This window comes from Pseudomonas sp. HK3 (assembly GCF_052920985.1).
Genome location: NZ_JBREXD010000001.1, coordinates 571,242 through 596,156, shown reverse-complemented (window position 1 = coordinate 596,156; position 24,915 = coordinate 571,242). Strand labels below are relative to the sequence as shown.

The following is a 24,915-nucleotide window of genomic DNA, read 5'->3' as shown; positions in this document are numbered from 1 at the left end:
AGTGGTGCAAATTGACAGATGATTTTTGCGACTGATTATTATTTGATTTATGCGATGTTACCCATTTTATTGAGCACAAGAGTAAGCCTTATAGGAGATATTGTATGATTTGCAAGTGCAGACGTTGCAAATATATTGATCATACAAAATTGAAATACGATGCTGCCCGACTATTTTTGCAGTACTAAACGGCATCGCGCAAGAGAGTTCAGTTTCGCTTTTACCGGGTGTAAAAGCGAAAAAAATAAAAGCATTTAAAAAAACTTAGACACAGAGATAATCTGGCCTTTTATTTTTAAGTCATCTTGAATGCTTTCGATCCCTACCAAGTGATCTTGGAATTGCGGATTATCGGTTTTCAATAACCAACCTTGCCCCGGCACTAGATGCACCTCTCTAATAAGCTGATTGCCCATATAATCGAACAAAAATAAAGCGCCACTAATAAACTGCGTGCTCGCAGTATTAACTAGCGCTAAGTCACCTTTTTTAATCGACGCCATGCCTTCGCTATCGACCTTCACCATCATAATTTTGTCGGCAGAGAGCTCTTCTTTTGACATGCGAGCATCAACCGCCACTCGCAGTTCTTCAGTCGCGTTTAGCGTATTGGATGAGTACGAAGGACGTGGCTCTCGTAAAGACAGCTCATAGTCATTTGAGCCACCTTTATTATGGGATTCCCCAAGTGTTTTAGGGCCTTCTCTTAGTACCAGATACTCCACCGTTGTATTCACGGTTTTAGCGATCGCTAAAGCTTTAGATACTTTTGGTTCACTTTCTCCGGATAAATAGGAGTCCAGTGTCCGAGGAGGAATAGAGGATCCATTACTTGTTTCAGCACGGCCATAAGCCATGACGATATCGCGAATATTATCCGCAATTTGTTCTTTCGTAAGCGTAATTTTAGGCATTTACAAAAACCGCCAAATAGTTGCAGCTCATGCTATCCAAGCCCCAAAACCTTTACAAGCAAGCTTGCAGGTTTCTGCTTTGTAGGTCGTTTTATATAAAAATAAAGCAGGTATTTGCAATGCCAGTACTTGCAATTTGTGTTTTTTGTTGTAGTTTTATTGCAGCTTTCTGCGGAAGAGGCGAGTGATCAAAATGAATGAATGGATTCAGCAAGGCATAACGGCATTTAATGACATGTCTAAGTTAAAACAATAATGGGTTATTAACCCTCGGATTAAGGGATCGAAGAGGCGAGCAATATCTTCAAATATACCAAGTCATGATGGTACGTCATTGGTTAAAAGGTAGACGAATTACAAAATACAAACATAGCTCCATACGGTGGCCTCGTATACCGCCATTGATTGCTAGTCACATCAATATGCGCAGTTTAGTCAGAGTGATGGGGATAACCCGTTGGCCAATCATGTTCAGCGCACTCGTAATCGATTTACGCATTTTAATACTCATGATTGATGCGGTTTATCGACAGTGTTTTATCTGCCCATTTAAGCACTCATTAAATAAGAGGGGAGCGCACTTATGAATGCCTTACCCCGTTATTTTTATGAAAAGCGTAATACCCAAAATAAACACATTACAACCCAGATATATAAAACCCATCGAGCGGTAACAAAATTGGTGGCAATAGGTTACATCGTTCTAGATGTTCAGCTGATGGGCAGTCGTCCATACATTGAAATTAGATTTCAACAGCGGTGTGAAAATTTAAAGGGCGTGAGTTGTGGCTACCAAAAAATTCATGGAGAGCGTAAGGAAAGAATGGTGAGTCAGTTTTGCCATTGCGATGTGGCATGGATGCAACCCGAAAACGTGAGTCAATTTAACACAAGGAAGGGCAATAAAAATGGATAACGACATCCAAGAAGAATTTATGATCAATATCAACGGGCATAGAGTTCTGCAAGATCAAGTACACGAACAAGACAAGCTGCGAAATCAAGTGGTGATGGGATTAGTAAAAGAAGTATTGCTTTTAAATAATCACCTAGCTGATTTTAAACGACGTTCATTTAACGATGTGGCTGACTTTGTATCCATTGCCGCTCAAAAATATGACATTCAAATTGGTGGAGAAAAAGGCAATATAAATTTGATTAGTTATGACGGGCGATACAAAGTTGTGCTCAGTGTGGCTGACCGAATGGCATTTACCCAAGAATTAGACGCCGCCAAAGCGCTCATTACTCAATGCATAAATGAACGAACCAAAGGCGATAGGCATACCGTACACGCAATAGTGAATCGTGCTTTTAATATTAACGCTGACGGAGAGGCAAAAACGTCTGCGGTGTTAGGCTTGCTGCGCTTAGACATCGACGACGAACAATGGCGTCACGCGATGGGATGTTTAAAAGACGCAATACAAACGAATAATACCGCAAGTTATATTCGAGTTTATGAACGCATCGGTATGAGTAATCATTATCAAGCTATACCTTTGGATATTGCTGCGGTGAGGGTGTAGTGGCTGTAGATTAGCCCCAAGATTTGTACACTTTAAGTATACTTTCAAATAAGCCTGTAATTTCTTTCCTATATGTATTTAGTTCGCGAGATCAAGTACTCTGCCGCCTTGAGTTTGAAGACGAGAAAGCCCTACGTGATTTCACGTTGGGCTTTTTTAATAATTAGGATATTTTGTGCTCCAGAAAAAAGAGTTAATAGTAAGTAATAAGGGACTATTATCGTTATGAATATATTTGTACAGCGACAAATATGCTGTGTAATTGGAGTGATGCTGAGCTTGCTTATACCTTGCCAGTTGGTCAATGCAGAAGGGTCAGAGACAAGCCTTAAAGACACGCTCAAGATTTTTAACCCGTTCAATTATTGGAAGGTTACTCCTGGTGTAGGCCTGCATTTTGTATCGATAGACTTAACAAGAAAATCGGATGGATACATAGCGAATTTATCTGAAGAGCACGGAGATCAATATTTTTCATTAGATGTTGAGTCACCTGCTTGGATGATAACGGATCGATATGGATTATCATTTAGGAGTCAAACAAAAACCTTTCATATTGCTGAACAAGAAGTCCCCCACACTGATTTGGGTAAAGACAATAAAAATGTGAATATAGGAACCAGTGTAAAAGGTTTTTTATCCTATTCTGGGCCGACATTTTTTTGGACGTTAAAAGAGGGGTCTTTTACACGAATGGAAAGAGGCGGTATAGGGGTTGTTTATTGGGATGCACACTTTTCAGGAGATGTAATATTTACTAAAGACTTACAAGCTTCAAAAGAGATGCAAAAACCCAAGCTTGATAGCGTGATCGATGGTAGCTTAGGCATTATTTATTACTACCAATGGCACGGACAGCGTTGGATGCTAGAGTTAGCAGGCTCAGTGATTGAAACATCTAATCAGGATTATCATATTGTAGCGCGACACTTAAAATGGGAATTCACGTCACTTAAAGACGTGCTTTTATCGGCCCTTTTAGTCTTATATCCTGTATTAACAGCTTTGCTAGCAGCCTTCATTGCTAGCTCAAAGCTTGGTAGGAAGGTTACTTTAGTAACCTTCTATAGATACAGCGCCCCCTTGCACTAATCACATTTACAACACTTCTGAACAATACTGAGCTGGCACTAAGACCATAGCTGATTCAAGAGGCTTGAATGTAGGGTCTAGTGATGGGAGAGCGCCATTAAGGAGGTTGTATATGAGCCTTAGTGTTGTGCTTACATATTCCGTTTCTGGTGCTCCTAAAGCATCAATTGTCACTTGCAGCATTCCCATTGCTGATACTGCATTCATGTGTGCTAAGTCTTTTGGCTGCCATCCTTGGCAGCTCTCCATGGTTACGCTCTTCATTGATCGTGTCTCCTTTCTATTGTTTTTCTCAATACAACGCTTCATGCGAACCTCGGTTCTAACACGCCATAAAAACCCGTCAATCCCTCCGAATGCGCCAAGCTCCCAATTTGGGAGGAAAAACCAAAAACACTATATTCTCCTCCCAAATTTGGAGGACATAGTGCGCCAACATGACTTATAAAAACCCTAAGGGTGCAACAGGCACACGGCTAAAATTAATCAGGGAAGGTGCTGGATTCCTCAAACGATCTCATGCAATTGCTGCTTGTAATTCAAATTCAATTAAGTGGGACTCTGGCGTAACATTCACTGAAAAGTCCATGAGACGTTTTGAAGAGCTTGGTATCACAGGTAACAGCTATGCTTCAGGCCCTACATATGAAGAACTACACATCATGATGAGAACATACAATGGCTCGCTGGGTTTTCTAATTTGGGGGTTACCTCCAATGCATTATCCGATTAAGAAATATGATGAATTATTGAACACCTATTTGTCATCAGAGGTACTCGATCATGTGGCATGGCTGGCTCAGTTACCGAAACATAAGCGGCTAAAAGTCATGGAGCTGATGCAAGAGGTAATAAATTAATATCATAATTCTAAAGAGCGTTAAGGGCTGGTTAACAGCCCTTAATTGGTTACTTAATATTGCTTCAAATTCGATTAATCACACCTAATACTGGTGCAAATACCAGCACGATTATACCTAACGCTGCGAGTGCCAAATCAGACCCATGCTCATGCTTTTCATCCAGTTCAAATTGATATGCCTTACGGCAATGTTCTGTGCCGTCCAACGGATAGAATGCCCAATCAATTACGGCTCGTAGCGTCTTCCAATATTTGTTGCGCCACTTGCGACTTGTGTATTTCTTATAGCTGTAATAGCCCACGCGCCCACTGACTGTTGAGTCTGCATAACCGCCCGCAATGGCGTTGCCAAGTTGGTCGATGGCAACTAATAGATTACCCATGTATTTGTTGGCTAGTATGTCTTTCATCATCATCTCCCATTTTTATTGGTATTAAACATAGCAAGATTATTAATATAAATTTCATTGGTACAGTCCATATTCATGTATTGAGAGCACCTAGTGGCCGCTGGGTGAAAACAATTTAGATTATTTTCAATCCTAAAGTTGGGCCAGCTGTGGCAGCTAATACATAAGTAGGTACCGTGTATAATTTTAATTACGTATAAGCCAACTCTGCGACGATCTCGCACCGATAACCACTTTTTTTAGTGATGATGTGCTCAACTTCTACGATGATGTAATGATCATCAATGCCTTGTCTAAAGCCTTTTAGCTCTAGCTCTGATTCTGCTGTGAAATACGGGTTGCCTTCACAGCTGATTTTTGCGGTAGAGCTACTGCGAACCAGTCGATCAAATTTAGCTGAAGCTGCTAACTGTGCAGCTTCAGCGCTGCTGAATACTTCTGTGACTATGAATACTTTTGTGTCTTCTCCGATTAATATTTCATGAGCCAATGGCTCCATTGGGTCTTTCCATTTTGCGATCACACCGCTATAGCGGGTTTTATCCTGGCGAGTGACACTGCATCGTGAAACCTGTGATGGGGTGAGTGTGACTTTGCCAAAGACTTGTTTCATACGAGCGTCTTTGGATGTGCCTTTTGGTACAAATACGAGATTTTGCCCCATGGCTTTAAATAAGGCCCCATAGGTTTCGGCATAGCGAGTGAGTAAACGCAGGTCTGATTCTTTCTGCTGAATAATGTTTTTGAATATGATGGTTTCGTACTTGCTATCAACGGCACTGCTATAACCGTGTTCACTGGCAATGTTTCGGACTAAACCCGCTAATGAAATATTCTGATGCACTTTATTCTTTTGTGAACCTAACGCTTGCCTGAAATTAATGGCTGCGGCTCGGATAGTAAGAATGTTTGGGTTAACATCAAAGCTGGTGCTGTCGTGAACATAGGAGCCTCTGACCACCAGTTCGGTTTCTTCATAGCCCAAATGTACTTTAATAAGCTCTCCATGCTTAGGTACGCGCATTTGTTCACGGTCATCTAATACGAGTTGAATATAATCAGATGATACACCGGGCTGATCAACTAGACGAAATTCAAGTAAGCGACGATGTATTTGATCCGTGTAATCTTTATCTGCTACCTTAATGGTAAATATTGGAGTCATTGTATTTTACTTCCCTTTGTCTACAGTTAACTGATGTTGAAAGGATATAAAAATGAAAATTTTCAGTTTTATTATATTTGTTGGATTAAGCCTATCCTGTCATGCAGGTGACTGGTCTATGAGTACAAAGAAATCAGACACTTCTAATTGGACAACCCCCTTATATTCAACTTATGGCAATTACATTGATGAAGTTAATGTTGAATGCCATGCCAACATTATTTATCGCCCAAAACTGATAAAAATCATTTTTGAAGATGGTCGTGAAGAAATCATCAACTGCGATGAACACAACAAAACCCACCCTAAACGTTAAATCCACAGTACCGCTTTATTAACCACCACGGTGTTATTCAGTGGTGGTAGCTCCACAATGGTTCCGATCGGTAATATTGGCCCATGCTCGGCCAGTGTTGAATTGACCTCTAATACCTGTTCAACGATGCCTTTTGTTTTTCCGTAATAGCGATAACAAATGGAACTTATTGTTTCACCTTGTACACTCCTGTATTTAATCGTCTGTTGCGTCATAACGTTACTCCTGCAAATACGTCACTGCCTTCATCTTCGCCATAACGTTCTAATGTGATATTGAATTCAATTTTTTTAGGCGCGCCGTTTTCAAAAAACAATTCTCTTACTTCATTAATTGATGTGATGCACCAACGCCCATACACATACCCACGGCCATCAACCAGCATTAAAGCTTCGCCTTGTTCAGCTAAGATACGCAACGCGGATATTTGCTCAGTACCGCCCTTGTACTCAGGAAAGATGTCACCGTTCATGATCTTGGTATCTTTACCTGGTCCTAAATATTGCAAAGCATCGTCACGGCCAACTCGTTGTTGCGCAGCCCACTTATATTGAGTACTTCGACTGGTTTGAGCGGGAGCCACTGTGTCACGGCTAAATATAAACCCTCCTAGGACCCACATTATCCGGCTCGTACGAGTAGCTTGCGCTTGTGCAGCGCTGAGACCTGATCGAATCTTACTTAGGCTCGTTAAGCTATTTACAATATCAGTCATGACGATTGCCCCCACGTTCCATATTTTGTTCTGTTGTTTCGTTTAATTTTTTGCGCATCAATTCAGCCAGCGCATTTTCATCCATGCCCGGAGCTGCATGGATCGCAATCGGAGCGTCTATTTTGATCGTCGTTTGACCTGTCTCGCTTCTCATACTTGAAGCGGGGCGACGACTGCGTGATCGAGCACGATCCCATGGTTTGAATGTTGACTCTGTTTGACTAGAGCGGTGCCCTTGATATCGAGCATCCCGTCTGCGTTGTGTATGGCCGATTTTTTGCGCCCCTTTTTTGTCGTCATCATCGTTCTGCCAACGCCCCACCCATGAGTCACTAATATTGTTTTCAATCCACTTCCAACCGTCTTTTAATTTGCCAATGAAAACGTCCCAGTTTTCCCACACTGCATAAATACCCACTGACAGTGCGGCGATGCCACCAATGACTAAACCCACTGGGTTTGCTAACAGGGCTGCATTCCATAACCACGTAGCCGCAGTCGCCACACCCATTGCGGTACCTACCGCCACAAACGTAGTTGCAAAACCCCCAATCATTTTTGATATGATTGGATAATCTTTAGTCCCTTGTGCTACCCAGCCTGAAAATTTCCCAAGCGGTTCTAAAACAGCGTTAACCGCTGGCAATAAATTATTGGCAAATGTTTCACCGACCAATGCAATGTTTTGCTTGAACATCGTCCACTTGCCTGATGAACTATTTAAAAAACGATCATATTCTTCATTCACTAAATTGCCGTTTCCTGTTGCGATGTTATCTGCACTGTCTTTACGGAATTCAATTAACTTATCAAGTAATGGAATGACACCACGCTTACCCTCATCACCAAATAACTGTTGAAAAATATTACTGCGCTCGTCAATGTCCATGTCTTGTGTTGCATCGTTAATTTGTTGCATGGTGGCCACTAAATCCATTTGCCCATCGGCCCCACGTACAATTTCTGTTCCGAACTCTTCAGTGGCTTTAGTGAGATTACGCACAACGGCTGTAAACGCGGTACCTGCCATGGAACCTTGCAAACCTGCACTATTTAAAAGACCCAACGCACTGGACATTTGTTCGATGGGAATATTCGATGACGAAGCCGCTGCGCCTGCGTATTTCATTGATTCGCCTAATTGTGCGAAATCACGAATCTGATACTTGAATTGAGTCTTCGCCAGTATATTTCCGATGCGCTGCATCTTTTGTTCAGCGGTACCTTCCATTTGACCGCCCAAGTTATTAAACGTGGTACCTAATACTTCTCCGACGGTACCGGATGCCCCCTTAGTGATTTTCCCCAGCTTATGAGTAATTGTGGCACCTGCACGGGACAAGTCTTCATCGAGTCCTGCACTGTTTAGTGCGTATTCAATCTCTAGCATTTCTTTATTCGTTGCGAGAGTGTTTCTGTGCTTATCAAACGCATTATCCCAGGCACGGCCAACGGCGTTATCTTTATTGCCATCACGGGTATTGATTACCGTGCGTAAATACAGGGCCTCGTCTTCTCTTTCACGGGCTTTGTCGGCTAATCGATTACCGCCCCATAACGTCCCTACCATACCCAGCGCACGGGTTTTCATTTGGCCTAAGCGTTGAGCCGCTTGCTGCTTCCTATTAAATTGTGCTTGGGCTTTTTCCGTTTTCTTTAGCTCTCGTTGTAAACGACGCTGTTCTGTGGTGATATTAGCAATGGAAAGGCCATAGGCTTTGGCATCACGCTTAGCGGTCTTATAACGTTTTTCTAGGTCAGCAATGCCTTTGTTTAATCGCTTGCTTGATGTGCCAACTATTAGCTGCTTTTTTTTGAGTTTTTCTAGTTGCTGCTTATACTTAATGACACCGTTTGCAGCGGTGAGCTTTTTATCTGTCGCAGACCAGGCATTGCCCAAACGTTTCACTGTCTTGTCTGCTGATTCCATTGTTGAAAAAAAGGAGCGACCAATGGCAGCACCCACCACAACCGATAAGGCTAATTCTTTAGACATGGGCTTCTACGCTCTGATAGGGTTATGGGTAATGTTTTCAGTGGTGTTTATCATAACTAACTGGGCTGAATCACAAGTAGCTGCCATCGCGGCTGGTTTGATTATTGCGATTGTTTCGCTAATACCGTTTACCTTATTCATTGCAGCCACTGCTTCTTGTTATGAAATGATTACATCCTTTATGCGCCGCTAGCATCCTGCAAATGTTTCAAACTTTGATCCCAAGCCATGAGTTCCTCAATATCCATATTGTGAAACTCTGCTAATGACCAGCCAACATGGTTTGATAATGCTAAAACATATTGACGTGTAGACTCAGGATTTATGACAAAAAATCTTGATACGCGTCTTGTAGTTTCCCGTAATCCTTCATATCTAAATCCTGAATTTGATCCGGTGTGACTTCACATAAATTAGCAAACATAGCGATTTCTTTTTCACCTTCACTTGCTGCTGATTTATCTGCTGTGATCATGTCGCGCACTTTTGGTCGGCGCATGCTTAATTCATTAATAGCGTGGCCTGCTTCATTATTGATAGCGAAATCTAATGGAATTTTTGCATTAGGGTTGATCATGTTATGACTCACTTAATGGTTGTTAAAATTTGATTTAATGCTAATTAAAGGTATCCATCCTTGGGTGTGCTTGCTTGATCTTGAGTGACTTATAAACCAATAGCCGCCCGCGCCTCAGATAACTGATCGACGCCATCAATGATTCTCATCATATTTTCAACATCAATTTCATGTATCACTTCACCCGCCATTGTGTATTTGTAATAGCTTAACGATACTTTTACTTTTAGCTGTATGGCTTCGCCACCGGCTTTCCATGTTCCCGCATCAAGCATCACAACTTTGCCTGTCGCATTAATAATCACCTGTGTTGTATTACCGTCATGATCTTCTTGTGCCCCTTTAAATGTAAACGGTATCGATTTACCTAAGCTTTTTTGAATATTGATATCGTTTTTAGATAAAACAAATTCCAGCTCTAATTTTTCCATACCCACATCCATGTCAAGCGCGGCATCCATTCCACCACTTTGATGCTCGATGGTTTTAATTGTTAAAGGCGGAGGCGTGATTTCATCTGCAACACCAGCATAGCCACGTCCATCTACAAAGGCACTGAACGCTCTTAATATTTGGTTTTTCATTTTATTGATCCTTGATTATGAATAAGCAATTTATGAGGCGAATACTTCTTCAACCGTATAGTCATTATTGATGGCCGCACGGAACGTAATACGTTCACTTAATCCGTAACGGCCATAATCAAAATTAAAGATGACTTGCCCAGCATCCATTGATGTCTCAGTATTCGCTTCTAGATCAGCCCAACATTCCCCCCCTGACACCACACCATCATTTTTTAGTTTGCCAAAAAAGCGATTGACGCCTTCGCTCACTTCTTCGATATAGTTTTTCGTAATGTTACGATCAACTGCCCACTTATGAGACTGGAACAACGCCACTTTGATCATGTCTTCTAATCGCACATGTTGTATAAATTGCCATTTTGGATCACTAGAACATGTTCGAGATCCCCAAAGCTTGAAACCATCATCACTGATAATCGTGGCAATGTTATTTTCATTTAGAAGATTCGCGCGACTGTTTGCATCATCCATTGCAAAATCAATTGGTCGAGCGGTGCCGACGATGCCTTTGATTTCTCGATTACTTGGTGATGTGTGTACCCCACGCTCATGATCGTTTAATACCATGACACCTGCGGCCCGTGCAGAATTACCCTCAACAGCGGTAGCATTAGCGTTTGTATCCCAAACCAAAATCGCAGGGTCAACAATAAAAACACGACGGCTTGAAAATATACCTTTAAACGCAACCGCATCAGCGTGTGTTGTATTCGGGCCTTCGATAATTGAAATCGCATTGAGCTTACTTGCAACAATATCCAGTTCAGTCGCAACAGGTGCTCCTTCAATAAGGTTATCGCCGTTACGGGTGACATAGCCGGAAAAATTGGGGGCAATCAATATTTTAGGGGTCACACCCACAGCACTTTGAGCACTTAACAGTGCATGTATGCCTGTGCGTTTTTCTGTTGCAGAATCAACGCCGCCGATAATGTTTGAGATACGCGCTGACGGTTCATCTTCTTCAACTCGCACTACGACAACCAATGCGCCTGCATTATCGAAAATGCCATTAATCGCACTGGGCAATGTGCCACTGCCATTGCCAGTAGAATCCAGTTTAGCGGCGTCGGCGGGGGAGCCTGAAATCAAAACTGGCTGATTCAATGGGAATTTAATTGGGTCAGCATCAGGTGCCGTGCCAACTAAACCGATCACAGATGAACGCACAACCTTAATGGGTCGAATGCCATTTTGTGATTCAATATATTCAATACCGTGTAAGAACGACATTGCGTTTCTCCTTTTGGTTTATTAAATGATAAGTGTTGTATCAACTGCGTTTAAGGCATCAAGACTTATGTGTTTTGCTGTGAGTAATTCGTCTTCTTTTGCTTGTTGTGCGGCCACTACTTGAAAACTTAATTCTTCAAGCGTGCTGATGGCGTCAATGACTTTTTGAATGAATGTCATGCGTTCAATGCCACGGGCATTGGCCAGTTGATCCAGCTTTGGTGTGGGAACGCTGTTATCTAATTGCCATGCATTCACTTCATTGCGTCTGTGTTGACCAAGTTTCTTTTTCGACACTTGAATAACGCTGTAGGTATTCGGTTGTGAATGCGTCTGCGTTACTGTGGACTTCGGTTAGTTTTGAGCGGTACGTTGATTCGATAAGCTCAGCGTTTTTTAATAGCAGTGCGTCTTCATACCAGTTTGGTGGTAATTGATTATTTTCGTCTAGCTGCACATAGCCCAGTAGGTTTTTTAATGGATTAATCACTGATCTGTCATGAATTAAAATATGAGGTTTAGTCGTAGAATCTGGGTATTCTTGAAAACCAGTGACGTTATTATTTTCGATAAAAAATATCATAATTTAACCAACCTTATAAATTTGAGATATGTTTTCAACTTCTGCATTAGTTTCATTGAATTTTTGAGAAACGACTTCTGATCCACTGCTTACCCAAACTGTACCTAATGTTCTAGAGTTTCCTGTTCCTGATACTCTATAAACAACAGAACTCGTTGAACCCTTTTTCGCATAAATCAAACCTTGGCCAGTTGTCTGCATTTATCAAATATAGGCCGTCACCAGGATAACCTCCGGATGCCGTATCCAAATCAAACGTGTAAAAACTCCCACTCCAGATCAATGTTGTATTTGATAAGTCAGCCCCCGAATTACTGAGTGCTGCTGCTAAGCCACTCACATCACTAATCGCATGGCCATGACCTGTATTTGCTTTTGCATTAAGTGCGCTTTGCAGTCCTGCAATACTTGAGACGGTTAATGCACTTAATGTGTCTCGGTTTAGTTCAATGTAATTAACAATTTCTTGTAGCGTGTCGAGAGTGTTTGTATCGGATGTGAGCAGTGTATTGATATTATTAATAGCCACATTCAAATCATAAACCGATTTAGCCGCGGCCATTTTTGTGGTACTTGGGTCGGTTAAACTGGTTGTTAAACGGCGTGTTAATAGTTGTTGTAACTCAAACGGGTCAACCGCTTTGTTACGCACAGCTGAATTAATATTTGACTCGGTTGCGATTTCAATCACGCCTTTTGTTGTTTGGGTGGCAGGTGGGTACATAAATTCAGTACCGCCAAACGTTAAGTTACTTACATCAACTTCTGTGATGGTTGCGTCGGCGCTTAGCAATAAAACATCGTTTGCGCCTTTTTGGGTAATGATGTTGCCTGCGGTACTGATGACGCCCATCAATACACCTGTGCCTGAGCGCAAACCGATTTCGCCCAGTTCATACGTTTCATTGCTGTCATCACGAATGGTGACGTGTATGACATTGGCGGCAACGGTATCAGCCCCAAAGGTGGTGAGTGTTTTTATTGAATTTTGTAAATTGCTTTCTGACCCTGTCGGATCATACGTGGCACTACCCAATTCAATATGCGTAATATTGAGCGCGTTGGTGCCGATGTTGGCAGGGTTCACTAATGCGGCCTTGCCTGCTTCAGTGAATTTTATATTGAGACTCATTGGTCGTTTACCTCTAGTCGAACAAATTTGGTGACTCTTACTGCGCCCGCGAGTGCGAGTTCTCCGTTTGTTGTCACGCCTTGTTGTACTTCAAAAAAACTGCGCGTGGGTTTGACGCGCGACAGTTCTTGTACGATGTCGTTTGTGAATGCCTGAGTTTGTGCGCCCAGTTCGTTGACGTTTAACAGCACCTTAAAACTGTGCGGTGGCCCCATTGGGGTTTGCTCAAACCATTCTTTTAGTTCTAATTCCGCGCCAAAACTTTCAACGACTTTTCGCACAGATTGTTTTGTCCCTTTTTTGCGTTGCACTTTGATGGCTTCACGCACACGGCTTCGCTTCACATGTTCAGGCCAGTATGCTTTCCAGCTGTCTATAGAAAACGACCAGGCTAACCACGGCAATAAATCCGCTGGGCAGGTATCGGCATTCCAGCTGTCACGAATGTTGACGGGGACATCTGAAATACGAGTGCTGACGTTTTCTAAATCACGCTCAAATTGATTGGTGTTTATCGGCAATAATGATGTCATTCGGCTACGCCTCCATCACTTATGGTGATGCCCGTGCAGTAAGCGGCTTGATGACGATGACAAATAATGTCTTGTGAAAAGTTATTGAGTTCTACGCGCTGAACACCTGCTTGATGTAATGCGCCGTAAATACCTGAAAGCGTAATGTCACGGCCTAATTTATGATTGGCGTTTACATAGGCTTGAAGTGCTGTTTTAGCGTTGTTTATAACAACGCTACTATCAGGGCCTGCATACGTGTATAAGGTTGCATCAATTAAATATTCTTGAACGTCAGCACTGCGCTCGCGCACATGGTCGGTAACAGGTCGAACATCTTCTTCGTTTAATGTGATTGCAACGGCGTTTTGAATATCCGTTGATGCTGTACCATTACCCGCATGAGATAAAACGGTAACCGCCACATCACCTGGCATAGGATTGGTTAATCCCACGTCATCGTTAACGATTAACACGATGGCATTAGCGGGTAATGTGTCACGTACTTGTTGGCTAATGATCGCAGGTGTAAACGTCGGCGATTGTGCTGCTGCATCTTTTATATCAGCATGGGCATTTAATGCATGAAAAATATACGCGGCTTCTGGGCCTGCAGTTGAGAATCCTTCCATCGCTAATTGAATACGACGACGCAGGCTTTCATCATTTTCATAAACGGCTTCTATTTTATTCTGTAAATCCTCTTCAGTAATTGTCCAGCGTGTAATACCAAACGGCACGCCTAGTTGCTCTAAGTCTGATTGTTCAGCGTATGCAAGCATGACGCCTTTGCACGCTGTATTGACACGCTGACGCATGAGCATTTCACGATACGCCACAACTTGTAACTGTCGGGCAGACGGATCACTTTCAAGTTCTAAATTTAAAATCTTTGATTCACCATCATAGGGCACTCTAAAATATTGATCGCCGTTATCTTCTGTTATAAGTTCGGATTTTTTTACGATGGCTTGGCCTGAATCCTTAAATAAAATAGGTTGCAATGCTGACATCTGTGCTCGCATTTCACCGTAGATGGTTTCATAGCTAAGCTCTTCAACAATATTCGGATAAGGCAATTGTGAAATATCAACGGCTGTGTATGTGCTCATATTGAAACCCCTAATGTTATTGATTGCCCTGTGGGTTTATAAATGCCGATTAAATCAAAAATCATATTGTCCTCATTCATAGAATTTTGCTGAGCAACTTTAATTTGTTCTAAGATAAAATCGGATAAACCATTCGCGGAGTTATCTATAGCTTCTGCAATATCTGAAAAACACAATACAACCCATGCAGGTGTTATATTTTCATCAATACGCTGGAATAAACCGCACCCGTATTCAGGTCGCATAATTCGTGAACCTTTTGGGGTGGTTAACACATCACGTAAGCGCTGCTGTAAATATGCAATGCCTTCAATGGGTTTTCCGGTTGTGTTATTCATTCCACGCATGTTGTTTCTTAACTCGCTTGTTTTGTTTGTGGCTCTTTTACTTTTTTAGCAGGCTTAGGTGTTTTTCCGATAAAACCATTGATCTCATGAAAGCGAGCTTGTTTGTCTGTGAGTTCAATTTTGTCGCCTGCTTGGTATTCCGCGCCGTTTAATGGCAAATATCGGTACACGTAATAGATGTTAAAATAATTGTTATATTTATTGTTTTTCATGACGCTTCTCCTGTTGTTGTTTTTCCTAACCCAACTTTGGGTCGAACCCATCTATAAATGCATTCGTAATCGCATCAGCTAGTGCATTCATGCCATTACTTTTAATGGGGCTGGCGGCGATGATCTTTGTTTTTAAACTCACGGCGGTTGGTGCGTATGCATGCAAACCTGTTAGTGGGTTGTAACTGGCTACCCACAAGGCGGTCTCTTGATCGATGCCCGATGCGATGGCATTCATTGCTGCTAGACCAGGGCCAACTAAATTTGTGAATTCTAATGCAAACGATAAGACCATCGATGTTGTTAGTGCGGGTGATATCGATGTCCAGCCTGCATCTATTGCTTTCGATAACTGCACAACCAAAATAGAACCGGCTTTGAATTCGGTTGTGGTATCTGTGCCTTCGACTTGAAACGTGGTACCTGCAATAGCGCTTTCAATTGCTGCTGTGCCTGGTGATGGCATTAGGCACCTCCAAGCACAGTCGTGCTGCCTTGAGGATGAGGTGATCCTGTAAACGAGCACGCATGACTTTGGCAAACCACACCACCCGCAGTGCCTTGGTTTAAATTAATGGCGCTGCCATCAATGTTGACATTACCGCCTGCTTCTATCGTTGCATCGGCGTCGGCTGTTACCGTTGCATTGGTTGCAGCAATAGTGGCGTCACCGTTTGTGTTAATAATGACGTCACCATCGGTGTTGATATTAATGTCTCCTTTCACAGTGATTGTCATTGTTTTGTTGTTACTGTTGTATGAAACAGCGGTGCCGTCGTTAAATTTAATTTCATCAATGTTATCGGCATTGTTATCACTGATTATTTCTGTACTGAAAAGTGTGCCTGTGATGCTGTACTGATCTTCAGACCCTGTATTACGAAGCACAGATACTTGAGTGCCAGCACGTAACGGCATCCAACGAATAAAGTTTTTCCCAATCTCAGCAGGCCATTGCGCAGCAATAATAAGTGTGTCGTCTAGCTTTACGTTTACTATTTTTTCTGCATGATTAACTGATTCAATTACACCTACCCGTGATAACTCAAAAAACAAACGTTCTAATTTTTCTAAACGATCTAAAATATTCATTATGTTAATTTCTCCGTGTCATCGTGTACTGCATAAAATTCGGATGGTAAAAAATCATCTTCGTTAATATATTTATCACCAAGGGTAATCGTTTGTTTCCATGTGATGGCCCACAGAGCTATGTTTTGTTTATCTATGGCTCCGCTATATAAATTATCGCCTCTGATATCGCTTGCTCGCTCAATTTCAATTGTGCTCCAGCGTTCATTCTTGACTAAAATCATGATGGCTTCTGATAAATTGCGAGCCGCCTCACCTTTGTCTAGTTTATGGGCTTCCTTGGTTACGATGTAAGCCACCAAACTTAAATCCGCTTCTAATTGATCTTCACTGTTGGTTTTTGTACTTGGTACTTTTAATAGAGCCACAAATACAGCAGGTGCTTTTGTGGAAATACGTTTCAATTCAGAAACATCAAAACGTCCGTCATGCACATCACATGTATTAAGTTCTGGTAATACTTCGTGTAAACGGTCTTTAATTGCGCTTAAAAATGTATTAATAGATGTGCTCATATAGCATCTGCCCAGTTATCAACAATGGCTTGAAGTTCACTAATGTTTTCATCACTTAGCCCCACAAATGCACGGGCCTTGTGTTGAGGCTTATCTATTTTTTCACCGCCGTAATGCATAAGCCCTGCATAAATCAAATTGGTACCCACTTCCACTTCGTTATCTGTGACTAAATACTGAACGCTGTCATCCAGTTCACCTTCATTCATTAACAATGAATGTCCACCGTGCCGATTTTCTGCATAACCGCTTGACCAATCAGCCCAAGGCTTACCGTTAGGGCTTTCTTTTTCGTCATTTATGCGGCGATGAGTTTGGCTTTCTACTTCAGCACCAATGCTTTCAAGCAAAGAATCAAAGCGGCTGTGATTTACATACATCTGCATACGATTCGCTAATGCTTCTATGCCTGTTACGTTTAAATCAACACCCGCCATTTATAAAATCCTTTTATTACGAGAAAAGCGACGGGGCTGACTGCTCATATGAACCTTGCCGTTTGATGTTGGAGCGGGTTGACTGATGCCCAAGCTCACTTCACCTTTTGCAATTCTGCGAAGCAGTGCGATGGCGTCTTCGTAACGCTGACGTTTTTCTTCTGTGACCATGTCAGCGGTTGCGGATAAACGATAAATTGAAATATCCACACACAAACGCACAAGCACGCTCGGAATCGTTGGCAGCGGCAATGTGTATTTTGCGGCTACGTATGTATCGATTTCGGCAGTAGCATCGGCCACCGCTTGCTCAATAACTTGCGTATCGACTTGATCGTCGTTATCACGATCTGTGAGCATTAGCAGTGTGTCGTTGCCGTAGCGATCGATGATGTCTTGTGCGGTTGCGTATGGCATGGGTTACTCGCTTTTTTCAACAATCAAATTAGAGTGCTCTTTACGTAACAGCTCCTGGCTTAAAATAGATTGCTGATCGTCACTGAGTTCATCTAAGTCAATATCTTGAAAGTCATTCGTGAACTGAATACCTGCACGACGAAAACCTTGTTTTGATCTCGACCGAATGCGAATACATTTGTTTTGTTTCGTTTCTTCGTCAGCTAAGCGTTGGTGTTCTACTTCTTCAGCAGCTAAACGTTGCTTTTCGGTTTCTTCATCGGCTAGGCGCTGTTGTTCTGCCTCTTCATCAGCCAAACGTTTTTTTTCGGTTTCTTCATCGGCTAGCCGCTGTTGTTCAGCTGCTTCATCAACAACGACTTGCGTTTCTTGTACTTTGACTTTTGCAAGTGTCGGTGCTTTTTTTTGTTGCGTTCTTTTTAGATGACATGGTGCTCTCCTGTTATCCCCCTTGTACTGGGGGATATGTAATGGACGTTAGGTTTTTTTAAGTAACCGGAATGCTGCCGTAAGCGAGCTGCCAAAATCCATAACCACCTGCCGCACGGGCTTCTGCACCGAATTTGTACATCTTGCGAGAGAACACATCGTCTGCATTCATATCGGTTTGCGATACGAATTTAGGGGCTTTACGTTCTTGGTAGATGAACGGCTTGATGGCTTTGGTGGTATCTAATAAGAACCAAGCGTCATCACTTGTTAAGTAGTCGCCGACCACGACAGTGGCGGTGCTTTTATAAGGGTTTGGTTTGCCGTCTTCTAGGCGGTCAACGGTCATTAATGCATTGGCTGTGTCTTCTAATGCGGGTGGGACTAATAGGACATTGGGTTTGATGCCCAGTGGGCGGCCTTCATTATCTTTAAACTTACGCATGGCTGTACGTGCGGCACCGTAACTTGCTTGTGCTTTGGCGAGTGTTGAGATATCCAATTTTTTATCGCCGCGGTTGGATACCGAGATTTCTTTGCCTTCGCTGTCAATAACAGGGTGGTCGTAGTCGAAGAAGTTTTGTTCATCAAAACACAGCTCATTAAAGCCGTTGTTCACTAACTCCATGACGATTTCTTCGGGTAATGCTTTGGCAGACTCGCCCGCCATTTGTGCTTGTGGGCCATAGATGCCTAATGTGTCGTCTTCGATGTCATTGCGTTCGACTTCGACGGTGGCTTCGTAGTCGTCGTTTACGATGGTGTATTTGTGAGCGGCTAAGCTTTTTACTTGTTTTTCACCGATCCACTTTTTCATGCGGGGGAATTTACTTAACCAGGCATAATCGTTTTGGCCGGATGTGGAAGTAACTTTCATGGCGATTTTTTCCCACTGGGTTTCAGTGGAATCAAACGCTTTATTGAAAATGGTTTTTAAATTGGTAAAGACCGAATGTAAAACCGATTTATTGATAAGCATGTTCTGCTCTCCTTGTGTCAGTATTTATTAAGCATGTTCAACGTATCGAATAACTGCTTAAGCGCTTTTAGTTTTGTTCTGTCTTCATAAACGGTGGGATGCTTTGCTCCAACCATATGCCATCGGGATCAATCCCAACGACGGTTCCGGCCATGCTTAACGAACCCTCTCCATCGCTGGAGGCTAATGTTTCGTCATCTTCGATGAAACAAGCTTTACCCATCGACTCTTGACCGATTGGATCAGTAGGTGAGTTTTTCCACTTAAATACTTTGTTACGTCGTACATTTACGAATGCATCACCATCTTCACCGTCTGTGTTATCCACCGAATTTTCTGCTCGGCCCAGATAGGAAACCCCTAACGCTGCTAAACCAGGAGCAGCAAACCCAGTTGGTAAGACGACAACTAATGATCCCCCATGAATTTTTTTCCCACCAGAAACGGCAACTGGTATTTGATCACCGTCGCGCATGTGTGTGTTTCGATCTTTAGTCAGTGGCATGACAGCCTCCTAATTTATTATTTATTTGTACGCAAATTTTGCGCGGTAAACGTGAGACTTACTTGCCGTATTTGTTTAAGTCTTCGATGCTGTTGCCAAACATATTTGCAACTTGTTTTTCCTCGGCGTTTAACGCGGTGTTGTTTTCATCGTTGGGCTTTTTATTATCCAGCCCTGAATCATCAGCAATGATGGGGGCGGCTTCGATGAATTTTTTAAAACTTTCAACGCCGTTTTCTTGGTTGCACGCTGAGATATAAAAATCTTTATTTGCGGGTGTGATTTTGCCTTGCTCGATAGCCTGATCGACGAGACTCGTTACTTCTTGGTTTTTAGCGGTTGATAAATGGTCTTGCAGTTTGGTTTCAGCATCGCTGGCGCGGTTCATTGCGGTGTCGTAATCGTTGCGGGGCACAAACTTATCAAGCGAAGGTTGTTGTTGATTATTTTTTGCGGTTGCTAAATCGGATTTAGCCGTTTGTAATTCTTGATTACGTGCAGCAATGAATGCGGTTGCATCGTCTTCTGTTGCACCTTCTTTTAATCCAAGGGCGAGACGAATAGCTTCTGACAGGAGCATGGGGGTTTCCTCTGGTTGGTTAGGTTGGGTTTGTTCCTGGTTAAGTGCAGGCAAGTACAAGTTGTGCTTGTTGGTTAGGCCCACGCTTTTTAAGCGATAGATGGCTAACGTTGTGCGGTGATAATCAAAGACGGGTGATAAGTAGCGATACTCTTTATTGCGAACGCTGGCTTCGCCACGGGGCGTCCATTCGATACGGCCCCAAATGGCACCGTCGCGTGCTTCAAGCTGTTTGATCCAAAAGGCGGCGGGGGCTTCTTCGCCCTTGGGTGCTTTGAGTTCGGATGCGTGTTCGTAATCACCTACGATGTCGCGCTGCTGATTTAATGATTGGTTAATGACGGTTTGAACGTCATTCATAACCCAGTGACGACCATCGCGGCCATCGATGCGGCCATTGGTTGATGGTGCGGGGATGAGTTCTACCCATTCTGGCAGTTGGCCGTCTGTAGGCAGTGCAAAGCATAGGGCCGTTGATAACTCATGATCACATTCATGGTTAAGGGCGGTCTGATATTTTGAGGTTGAATAGTTCATGGCCCCAGATTAACGAGGGGGCTGATGGATAGGACGGGGGATTAGGTTCCGGGGGTGGAATCTTGGGTTTTTGAGTGTTTTTTACAATAGCCTAGTCAAATGGCATCTGTAAATGGGCAGGAAGGCGTTTAAATGCCGTTTAAATTTGGTTTTTGGGGTGTAGTGGTATCAATGTGGCAGGTGAGGGGATTACAGGAGGGAGAGCGGCTGATTTTTATAGGGTGTGAAAAAGGGGCCGAAGCCCCCTTTTATCTAAATCTAATAAGCATATTCTTGAAGGTGAAAATTTTGGTCAACTTTTATAGCATAATGCTCAAAGACATTTGATACAGCAGAAAAACTTCCCCAACGAGGATGTTCATGGCGAACTTGATCTAAGTCATCTCTTACAGTTTTATATGCAGCGTCTCGAAATTCAGTGTACCTAGCAATAGGTATTTCAAGTGCATATAAGCGTTTTGATTTTGAACCTATCCAAGTAGTCATATCTTTCAAAAGCAACTTCGCTTCAAATTGATCTAATTCTTCTTGATCCGATAAATCAGGCTCATAACGATATTCAAATTTAAAGGTTTCTTTAGTCCTTATAACCCTTACAGCTGTAGGGACTTTTGAAGGCACTAGGTATGACTTGATTCCAGCTCCATGCTCGTTACCTACAGACATGAGCTTTTCTGAATTCAATTCAAACCATTCAGATTCTCTTCTTTCCATATCTATACTCCACTTAAAAGACTACCAAGCATGTCATTGACAACGCTATAGTCATCTCTAATTTCTTTCGGTATTCCTTCCTTGTTACGACTATCAAATACAAGTATGTATTTGGGTGCTTCAGATAAGCCAATTTCACCTATCGGAAATGCTACTATTGATCTTGGCAAGATACAGGTGTTTTTTCCATAACTAGCACCGCATTTTCTAATTTTTTTTCTAATATACTCTTCTGTACAATAGCCCTTAATTGCATAATCCGCTATTGGTTTATCTCCTACCGATTTTGTTACTCGCGGTAAATCAAGTGACTGTTTAATTTCGCTAGATATCCATGATTGACCACATATACCTTCATTATCAGCCGTTATATCGCTTAGAGCAAAAATAGCGCCTCCATTTCGACCTGAAAATCCAGCTCTTCTAATTGGAACTAGCCAACCTTGAGCTTCCCTATTTTTGTCGGTGATTATACTTCTCGGGAAATATTCTTTCAGTTTATCTGGCATCGTATTGATAATACTTTGGCGTATGAAACCAATTTTTAATAGTCTTTTCTTATATATGAATAGTGTGACCTGATGGTGCTCTTTTGGTTCACCTTTACAATGCTTAAACACTTTTTCTCTTGTTAAATTAAGAAGTTGATCAATGAGAACCCAATTCTTGTCATTAACTACTACTATGCTCCAAATACACCAAAGAACTATAGTCAATATCAGTATATACCCAGAATTGCCTTGAAGGCTTTTGATTGCGTCTAAAACTACAGGAAACCAAGTTTGATACTTAATATTTGTAGGGTCAAAATCCTGAATGAAATTCCACCCACCCCAAAGGCCTGCGATAATCCCTGATATCCACCAGTTATTTTTTCTTATTCTAGTCCCTGACTTTATCATTCGTATACCACGTCCTTAAGTACAAGGGAATCATACATTTTTCAAACGATTGTTTCAATTTTATAGCGTTACTAGTAATAACGCTTCACGTCGTGAAAGCTATGGCTGATAGTTAATTAACTCCTGCGCCTTCATTGAAATAAATTAGTTCGTCCCCAATTTGTATTTGGGCATAATAAGGTGCCTACGAAAATATTACTTACGGAATTAAATATAATGTCAGAAAAGTCGACAATTCGAACTGAAAACGCCCAAACTGTTGCACTTGAGCTAACAAATAGAATTTCCACAAAGGAGAAACTTTCTGAAACTAGTACTAATTTCAGAAAGGATTTTTTAGATCTATATGCTGAATGTTTTCAAGCCACAACAGGTTATAGGGATATACCTGAACAAAAATAATTATTCATGTTCGTTTTATGCATGAACTCAGTATGAGCTTAGGAGTGTAATCCAAAATAAAACCGGTGATACTCCTAATCTTTTCGATTCAGAGGTTTTAAATAAACCTTTAAAAATTAATGCCTTAACTCTAGCCTCTAATTAATTTCCCCTTCCTGAGATCAGACCGCATCTCACGCTCTTTCGCCCTATAAAATACCTCTAGATATAACTTTCCGGACCTATGCTTGGCTACCAATAGTTTATATAGGCGGACATTGTGCTGGCCATAAATCAGTATTTTTTTACCATTTACTATGACTCGACCTGTTCCCATGATTTTTGGCAATAGTTGGTATTCGCTTAATGTCAGCTCGCTATAGGTTTTAAGCTGCTTGGTGAGAGTCTTATCATCAAGCTTAACGACGCTTTGAGTCGCCTTTAAACGCTCTTTTATATCCGTATTAAGCACACCCACAGGAAACTCGCCTTGTGGGTTTTGGTGCCACTGGTTAAAGACGTCGCTTTTTACCAGCTTATCCACTGCGGCTGCGGATAGTTCAGGCTGAACCACTTCCAACTTATCTACAAAATGCACAATGGGCTGATTCCGGCTGGTACCTGGATTGTAAGCCCAGCCAGGGTCGATGCCTTTGGGTACGTTATGAACTTCGCCCGTGCGCTTGTTGACCCATTCTTGGTTTTGAATGGGTGGGGCGGTGTTAATGCCTAGGCGTTTGGCTTCGGCTGTTGATATTTGCCTTATGCGGCACTTACAGCCCCAGCCATTCGGGGCGAAGTGGGTTTGCCACCAAGCATCATTAGCTGGCAGCACTAATTTGTTCCAGAACTCATGCTCTGTGCGGTGGTGCTCTGATGGGCCTAGATTGTATTGCAAGTATGGGTGCGTTTTCAGCGTGCGTTGAATACGATCCCATTGACCTGCGGCGCGGGCTGTACGCATGTTGGTGCGGTAGATAGTACGCAGGCGTCTTGCTGAACCGAGCTGCACTTCTTTTAAGCGACCATCGTGTGGGTCGGTCATTTCTTGTTGGCCCCACCAGCCTTTGTTTTGTAAGGTAGGCGTTAGCTCTGCTCGGAATTGATTAAAGGTTTTGCCTTCTTTTAAAGCGCCTTGTACCGCATCGCGAATATCGCTTAGTACATCCACCTGCATGGCTTTGGCAACGGTGAATGCTCGGCTGTGTTCTTGTTGCCAGACATCGTTGTGATCGAAGCCCACTTGCAGGCTTTTATCGCTGAACCAGGCTAGGGCTTCTTTTGGTATTAAATCATGCATATCGCTACCCTCATTACTTGTAATTTAAATATTCATCCCAATAGTTGTATTGTTGTGCCCATGAAATACCCGCTACGGCTGGCTCTGGGTTACAAAAGTGGTACCAGCTCCAATGACGCAACGCCTGCTGGCGCAGGACCCCGAGGGCTCGGGAAAAGAAACTTTGTAAGTTAATCTTTATCGTTGATGAATTGGCGCTGGACGTCATACCGCGCTGTTGGCATTGACGTTGCCGACTATCAATCCAACCTCATAAGCCTGATCAGCTTTTTAGGATTGGCGTCCTGGCCAAGGACGTAAAAATCTTGGGTTTAATTACCTAGGGCCCTAGGTTCTTAAATAGGCAAACAATATGTTTACTTTTAAGAATGCTAGTTTCGCAATTCAATTTGATTTAGCCGCTAACCTGCGAGCAATCGCATTTTTACTGCTGATTTTATTGTGATTGTAGCGACCCTTCGGGGTCGCACCTCTCCATTTTACTTATCAGAACACTATTAACTATCAAGTATTTATTGTTAATTATTCATAATGGTTATTTTCTTAAAACACTCTTTCTATATTTTTATAACATAACAATAGATATTGCTTGCCTCAAAACATGTTTAGCGATAAATAATGAGTATATCCACAAAATATTGTGGGTACTCAATTAATAAAAGTGTTTTACACTTAAGGAGAAAAATCAATTAATGCCTGATCAATCTACCTTCCCTCGCGCCCAATACCGCTCTGATAGAGCAAACCCTTCTAGAAAAATTTTAAAACGAAAAAAATCAGTCTCAAAAAAAATATTTAATCATTTCAAAAAAATAATTTCATCATGGGTTTTC

General features: G+C 42.2%; 35 protein-coding genes. 6 read left to right on the top strand and 29 right to left on the bottom strand.

Translation table 11 applies throughout. The features are described from left to right. Positions 1–254: 254 nt before the first annotated feature. Complete coding sequence (locus ACU6U9_RS02895; protein ID WP_446733582.1) at positions 255–914, bottom strand: S24 family peptidase; 660 nt, start codon at positions 912–914, stop codon at positions 255–257. 583 nt (positions 915–1,497) lie between these two features. Here ACU6U9_RS02895 and ACU6U9_RS02890 point away from each other — a divergent pair. The 3 genes from ACU6U9_RS02890 to ACU6U9_RS02880 all read left to right on the top strand — a co-directional run bounded on the left by ACU6U9_RS02890 (position 1,498) and on the right by ACU6U9_RS02880 (position 3,535). Continuing rightward, the gene (locus ACU6U9_RS02890; protein WP_446733581.1) at positions 1,498–1,830 is read left to right on the top strand and encodes a hypothetical protein; all 333 of its coding nucleotides are present in this window, start codon (positions 1,498–1,500) and stop codon (positions 1,828–1,830) included. Then, complete coding sequence (locus tag ACU6U9_RS02885; RefSeq protein WP_446733580.1) at positions 1,823–2,443, top strand: DUF3164 family protein; 621 nt, start codon at positions 1,823–1,825, stop codon at positions 2,441–2,443. The genes ACU6U9_RS02890 and ACU6U9_RS02885 overlap by 8 nt, the downstream gene beginning before the upstream one ends. A gap of 225 nt (positions 2,444–2,668) precedes the next feature. Next, positions 2,669–3,535: a hypothetical protein gene (locus ACU6U9_RS02880; RefSeq protein ID WP_446733579.1), complete on the top strand. Its 867-nt coding sequence runs from the start codon at positions 2,669–2,671 to the stop codon at positions 3,533–3,535. A 6-nt stretch (positions 3,536–3,541) separates the two neighbouring features. Here the strand turns inward: ACU6U9_RS02880 and ACU6U9_RS02875 are convergent, their stop codons facing one another. Next, positions 3,542–3,799: a hypothetical protein gene (locus tag ACU6U9_RS02875; RefSeq protein WP_446733578.1), complete on the bottom strand. Its 258-nt coding sequence runs from the start codon at positions 3,797–3,799 to the stop codon at positions 3,542–3,544. A 173-nt stretch (positions 3,800–3,972) separates the two neighbouring features. Between ACU6U9_RS02875 and ACU6U9_RS02870 the strand changes: the two genes are divergently transcribed. Next, positions 3,973–4,395: a hypothetical protein gene (locus ACU6U9_RS02870; RefSeq protein ID WP_446733577.1), complete on the top strand. Its 423-nt coding sequence runs from the start codon at positions 3,973–3,975 to the stop codon at positions 4,393–4,395. A 64-nt stretch (positions 4,396–4,459) separates the two neighbouring features. On the opposite strand, the gene ACU6U9_RS02865 is transcribed toward ACU6U9_RS02870, so the two are convergent. Further along, positions 4,460–4,807, bottom strand: a complete 348-nt coding sequence (locus tag ACU6U9_RS02865) for a hypothetical protein (protein WP_446733576.1) — start codon at positions 4,805–4,807, stop codon at positions 4,460–4,462. A gap of 190 nt (positions 4,808–4,997) precedes the next feature. Beyond that, positions 4,998–5,972 (bottom strand): phage late control D family protein, encoded by a 975-nt coding sequence (locus tag ACU6U9_RS02860; RefSeq protein WP_446733575.1) that lies wholly within the window; start codon positions 5,970–5,972, stop codon positions 4,998–5,000. A gap of 52 nt (positions 5,973–6,024) precedes the next feature. Here ACU6U9_RS02860 and ACU6U9_RS02855 point away from each other — a divergent pair, with 52 nt between their 5' ends. Continuing rightward, the gene (locus tag ACU6U9_RS02855) at positions 6,025–6,288 is read left to right on the top strand and encodes a hypothetical protein (RefSeq protein ID WP_446733574.1); all 264 of its coding nucleotides are present in this window, start codon (positions 6,025–6,027) and stop codon (positions 6,286–6,288) included. On the opposite strand, the gene ACU6U9_RS02850 is transcribed toward ACU6U9_RS02855, so the two are convergent. Genes ACU6U9_RS02850 through ACU6U9_RS02840 form a run of 3 tightly spaced genes read right to left on the bottom strand, consistent with a single transcriptional unit; the run spans position 6,285 to position 8,999 of the window. Then, positions 6,285–6,503 (bottom strand): tail protein X, encoded by a 219-nt coding sequence (locus ACU6U9_RS02850; RefSeq protein WP_446733573.1) that lies wholly within the window; start codon positions 6,501–6,503, stop codon positions 6,285–6,287. The two genes, ACU6U9_RS02855 and ACU6U9_RS02850, sit on opposite strands and share 4 nt — an antisense overlap. Next, positions 6,500–7,003, bottom strand: a complete 504-nt coding sequence (locus ACU6U9_RS02845) for a phage tail protein (protein WP_446733572.1) — start codon at positions 7,001–7,003, stop codon at positions 6,500–6,502. Before ACU6U9_RS02845 ends, ACU6U9_RS02850 begins: the two co-directional genes overlap by 4 nt. Continuing rightward, complete coding sequence (locus ACU6U9_RS02840; RefSeq protein WP_446733571.1) at positions 6,996–8,999, bottom strand: phage tail tape measure protein; 2,004 nt, start codon at positions 8,997–8,999, stop codon at positions 6,996–6,998. Before ACU6U9_RS02840 ends, ACU6U9_RS02845 begins: the two co-directional genes overlap by 8 nt. On the opposite strand from ACU6U9_RS02840, the gene ACU6U9_RS02835 reads away from it, so the two are divergent. Beyond that, positions 8,956–9,192 carry a hypothetical protein gene (locus tag ACU6U9_RS02835; protein ID WP_446733570.1) on the top strand — a complete coding sequence of 79 codons (237 nt, stop codon included), beginning with the start codon at positions 8,956–8,958 and terminating at the stop codon, positions 9,190–9,192. The two genes, ACU6U9_RS02840 and ACU6U9_RS02835, sit on opposite strands and share 44 nt — an antisense overlap. Before the next feature lie 129 nt (positions 9,193–9,321). Here the strand turns inward: ACU6U9_RS02835 and ACU6U9_RS02830 are convergent, their stop codons facing one another. From ACU6U9_RS02830 to ACU6U9_RS02725, 22 genes are all read right to left on the bottom strand, one after another. Next, positions 9,322–9,576, bottom strand: a complete 255-nt coding sequence (locus tag ACU6U9_RS02830) for a phage tail assembly protein (RefSeq protein ID WP_446733569.1) — start codon at positions 9,574–9,576, stop codon at positions 9,322–9,324. Between the two features lie 89 nt (positions 9,577–9,665). Continuing rightward, a complete protein-coding gene (locus ACU6U9_RS02825) occupies positions 9,666–10,160 on the bottom strand; it encodes a phage major tail tube protein (RefSeq protein WP_446733568.1) in 495 nt (164 codons plus the stop codon). Positions 10,161–10,190: 30 nt separating this feature from the next. Then, positions 10,191–11,396 (bottom strand): phage tail sheath C-terminal domain-containing protein, encoded by a 1,206-nt coding sequence (locus tag ACU6U9_RS02820; protein WP_446733567.1) that lies wholly within the window; start codon positions 11,394–11,396, stop codon positions 10,191–10,193. Positions 11,397–11,417: 21 nt separating this feature from the next. Beyond that, on the bottom strand, positions 11,418–11,654 hold the full coding sequence (locus tag ACU6U9_RS02815; RefSeq protein WP_446733566.1) for a hypothetical protein: 237 nt from the start codon (positions 11,652–11,654) through the stop codon (positions 11,418–11,420). A 1-nt stretch (position 11,655) separates the two neighbouring features. Then, positions 11,656–11,979, bottom strand: coding sequence for a hypothetical protein (locus ACU6U9_RS02810; RefSeq protein ID WP_446733565.1), 324 nt, complete (start codon positions 11,977–11,979; stop codon positions 11,656–11,658). Positions 11,980–12,115: 136 nt separating this feature from the next. Next, the gene (locus tag ACU6U9_RS02805) at positions 12,116–13,111 is read right to left on the bottom strand and encodes a hypothetical protein (RefSeq protein ID WP_446733564.1); all 996 of its coding nucleotides are present in this window, start codon (positions 13,109–13,111) and stop codon (positions 12,116–12,118) included. Then, complete coding sequence (locus ACU6U9_RS02800) at positions 13,108–13,644, bottom strand: phage tail protein I (protein WP_446733563.1); 537 nt, start codon at positions 13,642–13,644, stop codon at positions 13,108–13,110. The genes ACU6U9_RS02805 and ACU6U9_RS02800 overlap by 4 nt, the downstream gene beginning before the upstream one ends. After that, a complete protein-coding gene (locus tag ACU6U9_RS02795; RefSeq protein ID WP_446733562.1) occupies positions 13,641–14,735 on the bottom strand; it encodes a baseplate assembly protein in 1,095 nt (364 codons plus the stop codon). The genes ACU6U9_RS02800 and ACU6U9_RS02795 overlap by 4 nt, the downstream gene beginning before the upstream one ends. Beyond that, positions 14,732–15,082 (bottom strand): GPW/gp25 family protein, encoded by a 351-nt coding sequence (locus tag ACU6U9_RS02790; protein ID WP_446733561.1) that lies wholly within the window; start codon positions 15,080–15,082, stop codon positions 14,732–14,734. The genes ACU6U9_RS02795 and ACU6U9_RS02790 overlap by 4 nt, the downstream gene beginning before the upstream one ends. A gap of 8 nt (positions 15,083–15,090) precedes the next feature. Then, positions 15,091–15,294, bottom strand: a complete 204-nt coding sequence (locus ACU6U9_RS02785; protein ID WP_446733560.1) for a hypothetical protein — start codon at positions 15,292–15,294, stop codon at positions 15,091–15,093. A gap of 25 nt (positions 15,295–15,319) precedes the next feature. Continuing rightward, entirely contained in the window at positions 15,320–15,760 is a 441-nt protein-coding gene (locus tag ACU6U9_RS02780; RefSeq protein ID WP_446733559.1) for a hypothetical protein, read from the bottom strand. Next, a complete protein-coding gene (locus tag ACU6U9_RS02775) occupies positions 15,760–16,386 on the bottom strand; it encodes a phage baseplate assembly protein V (protein WP_446733558.1) in 627 nt (208 codons plus the stop codon). The genes ACU6U9_RS02780 and ACU6U9_RS02775 overlap by 1 nt, the downstream gene beginning before the upstream one ends. Further along, complete coding sequence (locus ACU6U9_RS02770) at positions 16,386–16,901, bottom strand: hypothetical protein (RefSeq protein WP_446733557.1); 516 nt, start codon at positions 16,899–16,901, stop codon at positions 16,386–16,388. Before ACU6U9_RS02770 ends, ACU6U9_RS02775 begins: the two co-directional genes overlap by 1 nt. Continuing rightward, positions 16,898–17,338: a phage virion morphogenesis protein gene (locus tag ACU6U9_RS02765; protein WP_446733556.1), complete on the bottom strand. Its 441-nt coding sequence runs from the start codon at positions 17,336–17,338 to the stop codon at positions 16,898–16,900. The genes ACU6U9_RS02770 and ACU6U9_RS02765 overlap by 4 nt, the downstream gene beginning before the upstream one ends. Further along, positions 17,339–17,755, bottom strand: a complete 417-nt coding sequence (locus ACU6U9_RS02760; protein WP_446733555.1) for a gp436 family protein — start codon at positions 17,753–17,755, stop codon at positions 17,339–17,341. 3 nt (positions 17,756–17,758) lie between these two features. Then, positions 17,759–18,052, bottom strand: coding sequence for a hypothetical protein (locus tag ACU6U9_RS02755; RefSeq protein WP_446733554.1), 294 nt, complete (start codon positions 18,050–18,052; stop codon positions 17,759–17,761). 190 nt (positions 18,053–18,242) lie between these two features. Further along, positions 18,243–19,163 (bottom strand): Mu-like prophage major head subunit gpT family protein, encoded by a 921-nt coding sequence (locus tag ACU6U9_RS02750; protein WP_446733553.1) that lies wholly within the window; start codon positions 19,161–19,163, stop codon positions 18,243–18,245. Positions 19,164–19,230: 67 nt separating this feature from the next. After that, on the bottom strand, positions 19,231–19,668 hold the full coding sequence (locus ACU6U9_RS02745; protein WP_446733552.1) for a hypothetical protein: 438 nt from the start codon (positions 19,666–19,668) through the stop codon (positions 19,231–19,233). 58 nt (positions 19,669–19,726) lie between these two features. Continuing rightward, positions 19,727–20,785, bottom strand: a complete 1,059-nt coding sequence (locus tag ACU6U9_RS02740) for a phage protease (protein WP_446733551.1) — start codon at positions 20,783–20,785, stop codon at positions 19,727–19,729. A gap of 258 nt (positions 20,786–21,043) precedes the next feature. After that, positions 21,044–21,499: a hypothetical protein gene (locus ACU6U9_RS02735; protein WP_446733550.1), complete on the bottom strand. Its 456-nt coding sequence runs from the start codon at positions 21,497–21,499 to the stop codon at positions 21,044–21,046. 2 nt (positions 21,500–21,501) lie between these two features. Continuing rightward, positions 21,502–22,401, bottom strand: a complete 900-nt coding sequence (locus ACU6U9_RS02730; RefSeq protein WP_446733549.1) for a hypothetical protein — start codon at positions 22,399–22,401, stop codon at positions 21,502–21,504. Positions 22,402–22,933: 532 nt separating this feature from the next. Next, a complete protein-coding gene (locus ACU6U9_RS02725) occupies positions 22,934–24,082 on the bottom strand; it encodes a phage head morphogenesis protein (RefSeq protein ID WP_446733548.1) in 1,149 nt (382 codons plus the stop codon). Between the last annotated feature and the right edge of the window lie 833 nt (positions 24,083–24,915).

What these genes read in the sequence shown, in the direction of transcription:
- ACU6U9_RS02895 (WP_446733582.1), bottom strand. Translation starts at nt 914, where the DNA reads ATGCCTAAAATTACGCTTACGAAAGAACAAATTGCGGATAATATTCGC.
- ACU6U9_RS02890 (WP_446733581.1), top strand. Translation starts at nt 1,498, where the DNA reads ATGAATGCCTTACCCCGTTATTTTTATGAAAAGCGTAATACCCAAAAT.
- ACU6U9_RS02885 (WP_446733580.1), top strand. Translation starts at nt 1,823, where the DNA reads ATGGATAACGACATCCAAGAAGAATTTATGATCAATATCAACGGGCAT.
- ACU6U9_RS02880 (WP_446733579.1), top strand. Translation starts at nt 2,669, where the DNA reads ATGAATATATTTGTACAGCGACAAATATGCTGTGTAATTGGAGTGATG.
- ACU6U9_RS02875 (WP_446733578.1), bottom strand. Translation starts at nt 3,799, where the DNA reads ATGAAGAGCGTAACCATGGAGAGCTGCCAAGGATGGCAGCCAAAAGAC.
- ACU6U9_RS02870 (WP_446733577.1), top strand. Translation starts at nt 3,973, where the DNA reads ATGACTTATAAAAACCCTAAGGGTGCAACAGGCACACGGCTAAAATTA.
- ACU6U9_RS02865 (WP_446733576.1), bottom strand. Translation starts at nt 4,807, where the DNA reads ATGAAAGACATACTAGCCAACAAATACATGGGTAATCTATTAGTTGCC.
- ACU6U9_RS02860 (WP_446733575.1), bottom strand. Translation starts at nt 5,972, where the DNA reads ATGACTCCAATATTTACCATTAAGGTAGCAGATAAAGATTACACGGAT.
- ACU6U9_RS02855 (WP_446733574.1), top strand. Translation starts at nt 6,025, where the DNA reads ATGAAAATTTTCAGTTTTATTATATTTGTTGGATTAAGCCTATCCTGT.
- ACU6U9_RS02850 (WP_446733573.1), bottom strand. Translation starts at nt 6,503, where the DNA reads ATGACGCAACAGACGATTAAATACAGGAGTGTACAAGGTGAAACAATA.
- ACU6U9_RS02845 (WP_446733572.1), bottom strand. Translation starts at nt 7,003, where the DNA reads ATGACTGATATTGTAAATAGCTTAACGAGCCTAAGTAAGATTCGATCA.
- ACU6U9_RS02835 (WP_446733570.1), top strand. Translation starts at nt 8,956, where the DNA reads ATGGCAGCACCCACCACAACCGATAAGGCTAATTCTTTAGACATGGGC.
- ACU6U9_RS02840 (WP_446733571.1), bottom strand. Translation starts at nt 8,999, where the DNA reads ATGTCTAAAGAATTAGCCTTATCGGTTGTGGTGGGTGCTGCCATTGGT.
- ACU6U9_RS02830 (WP_446733569.1), bottom strand. Translation starts at nt 9,576, where the DNA reads ATGATCAACCCTAATGCAAAAATTCCATTAGATTTCGCTATCAATAAT.
- ACU6U9_RS02825 (WP_446733568.1), bottom strand. Translation starts at nt 10,160, where the DNA reads ATGAAAAACCAAATATTAAGAGCGTTCAGTGCCTTTGTAGATGGACGT.
- ACU6U9_RS02820 (WP_446733567.1), bottom strand. Translation starts at nt 11,396, where the DNA reads ATGTCGTTCTTACACGGTATTGAATATATTGAATCACAAAATGGCATT.
- ACU6U9_RS02810 (WP_446733565.1), bottom strand. Translation starts at nt 11,979, where the DNA reads ATGATATTTTTTATCGAAAATAATAACGTCACTGGTTTTCAAGAATAC.
- ACU6U9_RS02805 (WP_446733564.1), bottom strand. Translation starts at nt 13,111, where the DNA reads ATGAGTCTCAATATAAAATTCACTGAAGCAGGCAAGGCCGCATTAGTG.
- ACU6U9_RS02800 (WP_446733563.1), bottom strand. Translation starts at nt 13,644, where the DNA reads ATGACATCATTATTGCCGATAAACACCAATCAATTTGAGCGTGATTTA.
- ACU6U9_RS02795 (WP_446733562.1), bottom strand. Translation starts at nt 14,735, where the DNA reads ATGAGCACATACACAGCCGTTGATATTTCACAATTGCCTTATCCGAAT.
- ACU6U9_RS02790 (WP_446733561.1), bottom strand. Translation starts at nt 15,082, where the DNA reads ATGCGTGGAATGAATAACACAACCGGAAAACCCATTGAAGGCATTGCA.
- ACU6U9_RS02785 (WP_446733560.1), bottom strand. Translation starts at nt 15,294, where the DNA reads ATGAAAAACAATAAATATAACAATTATTTTAACATCTATTACGTGTAC.
- ACU6U9_RS02780 (WP_446733559.1), bottom strand. Translation starts at nt 15,760, where the DNA reads ATGCCATCACCAGGCACAGCAGCAATTGAAAGCGCTATTGCAGGTACC.
- ACU6U9_RS02775 (WP_446733558.1), bottom strand. Translation starts at nt 16,386, where the DNA reads ATGAATATTTTAGATCGTTTAGAAAAATTAGAACGTTTGTTTTTTGAG.
- ACU6U9_RS02770 (WP_446733557.1), bottom strand. Translation starts at nt 16,901, where the DNA reads ATGAGCACATCTATTAATACATTTTTAAGCGCAATTAAAGACCGTTTA.
- ACU6U9_RS02765 (WP_446733556.1), bottom strand. Translation starts at nt 17,338, where the DNA reads ATGGCGGGTGTTGATTTAAACGTAACAGGCATAGAAGCATTAGCGAAT.
- ACU6U9_RS02760 (WP_446733555.1), bottom strand. Translation starts at nt 17,755, where the DNA reads ATGCCATACGCAACCGCACAAGACATCATCGATCGCTACGGCAACGAC.
- ACU6U9_RS02750 (WP_446733553.1), bottom strand. Translation starts at nt 19,163, where the DNA reads ATGCTTATCAATAAATCGGTTTTACATTCGGTCTTTACCAATTTAAAA.
- ACU6U9_RS02745 (WP_446733552.1), bottom strand. Translation starts at nt 19,668, where the DNA reads ATGCCACTGACTAAAGATCGAAACACACACATGCGCGACGGTGATCAA.
- ACU6U9_RS02740 (WP_446733551.1), bottom strand. Translation starts at nt 20,785, where the DNA reads ATGAACTATTCAACCTCAAAATATCAGACCGCCCTTAACCATGAATGT.
- ACU6U9_RS02735 (WP_446733550.1), bottom strand. Translation starts at nt 21,499, where the DNA reads ATGGAAAGAAGAGAATCTGAATGGTTTGAATTGAATTCAGAAAAGCTC.
- ACU6U9_RS02730 (WP_446733549.1), bottom strand. Translation starts at nt 22,401, where the DNA reads ATGATAAAGTCAGGGACTAGAATAAGAAAAAATAACTGGTGGATATCA.
- ACU6U9_RS02725 (WP_446733548.1), bottom strand. Translation starts at nt 24,082, where the DNA reads ATGCATGATTTAATACCAAAAGAAGCCCTAGCCTGGTTCAGCGATAAA.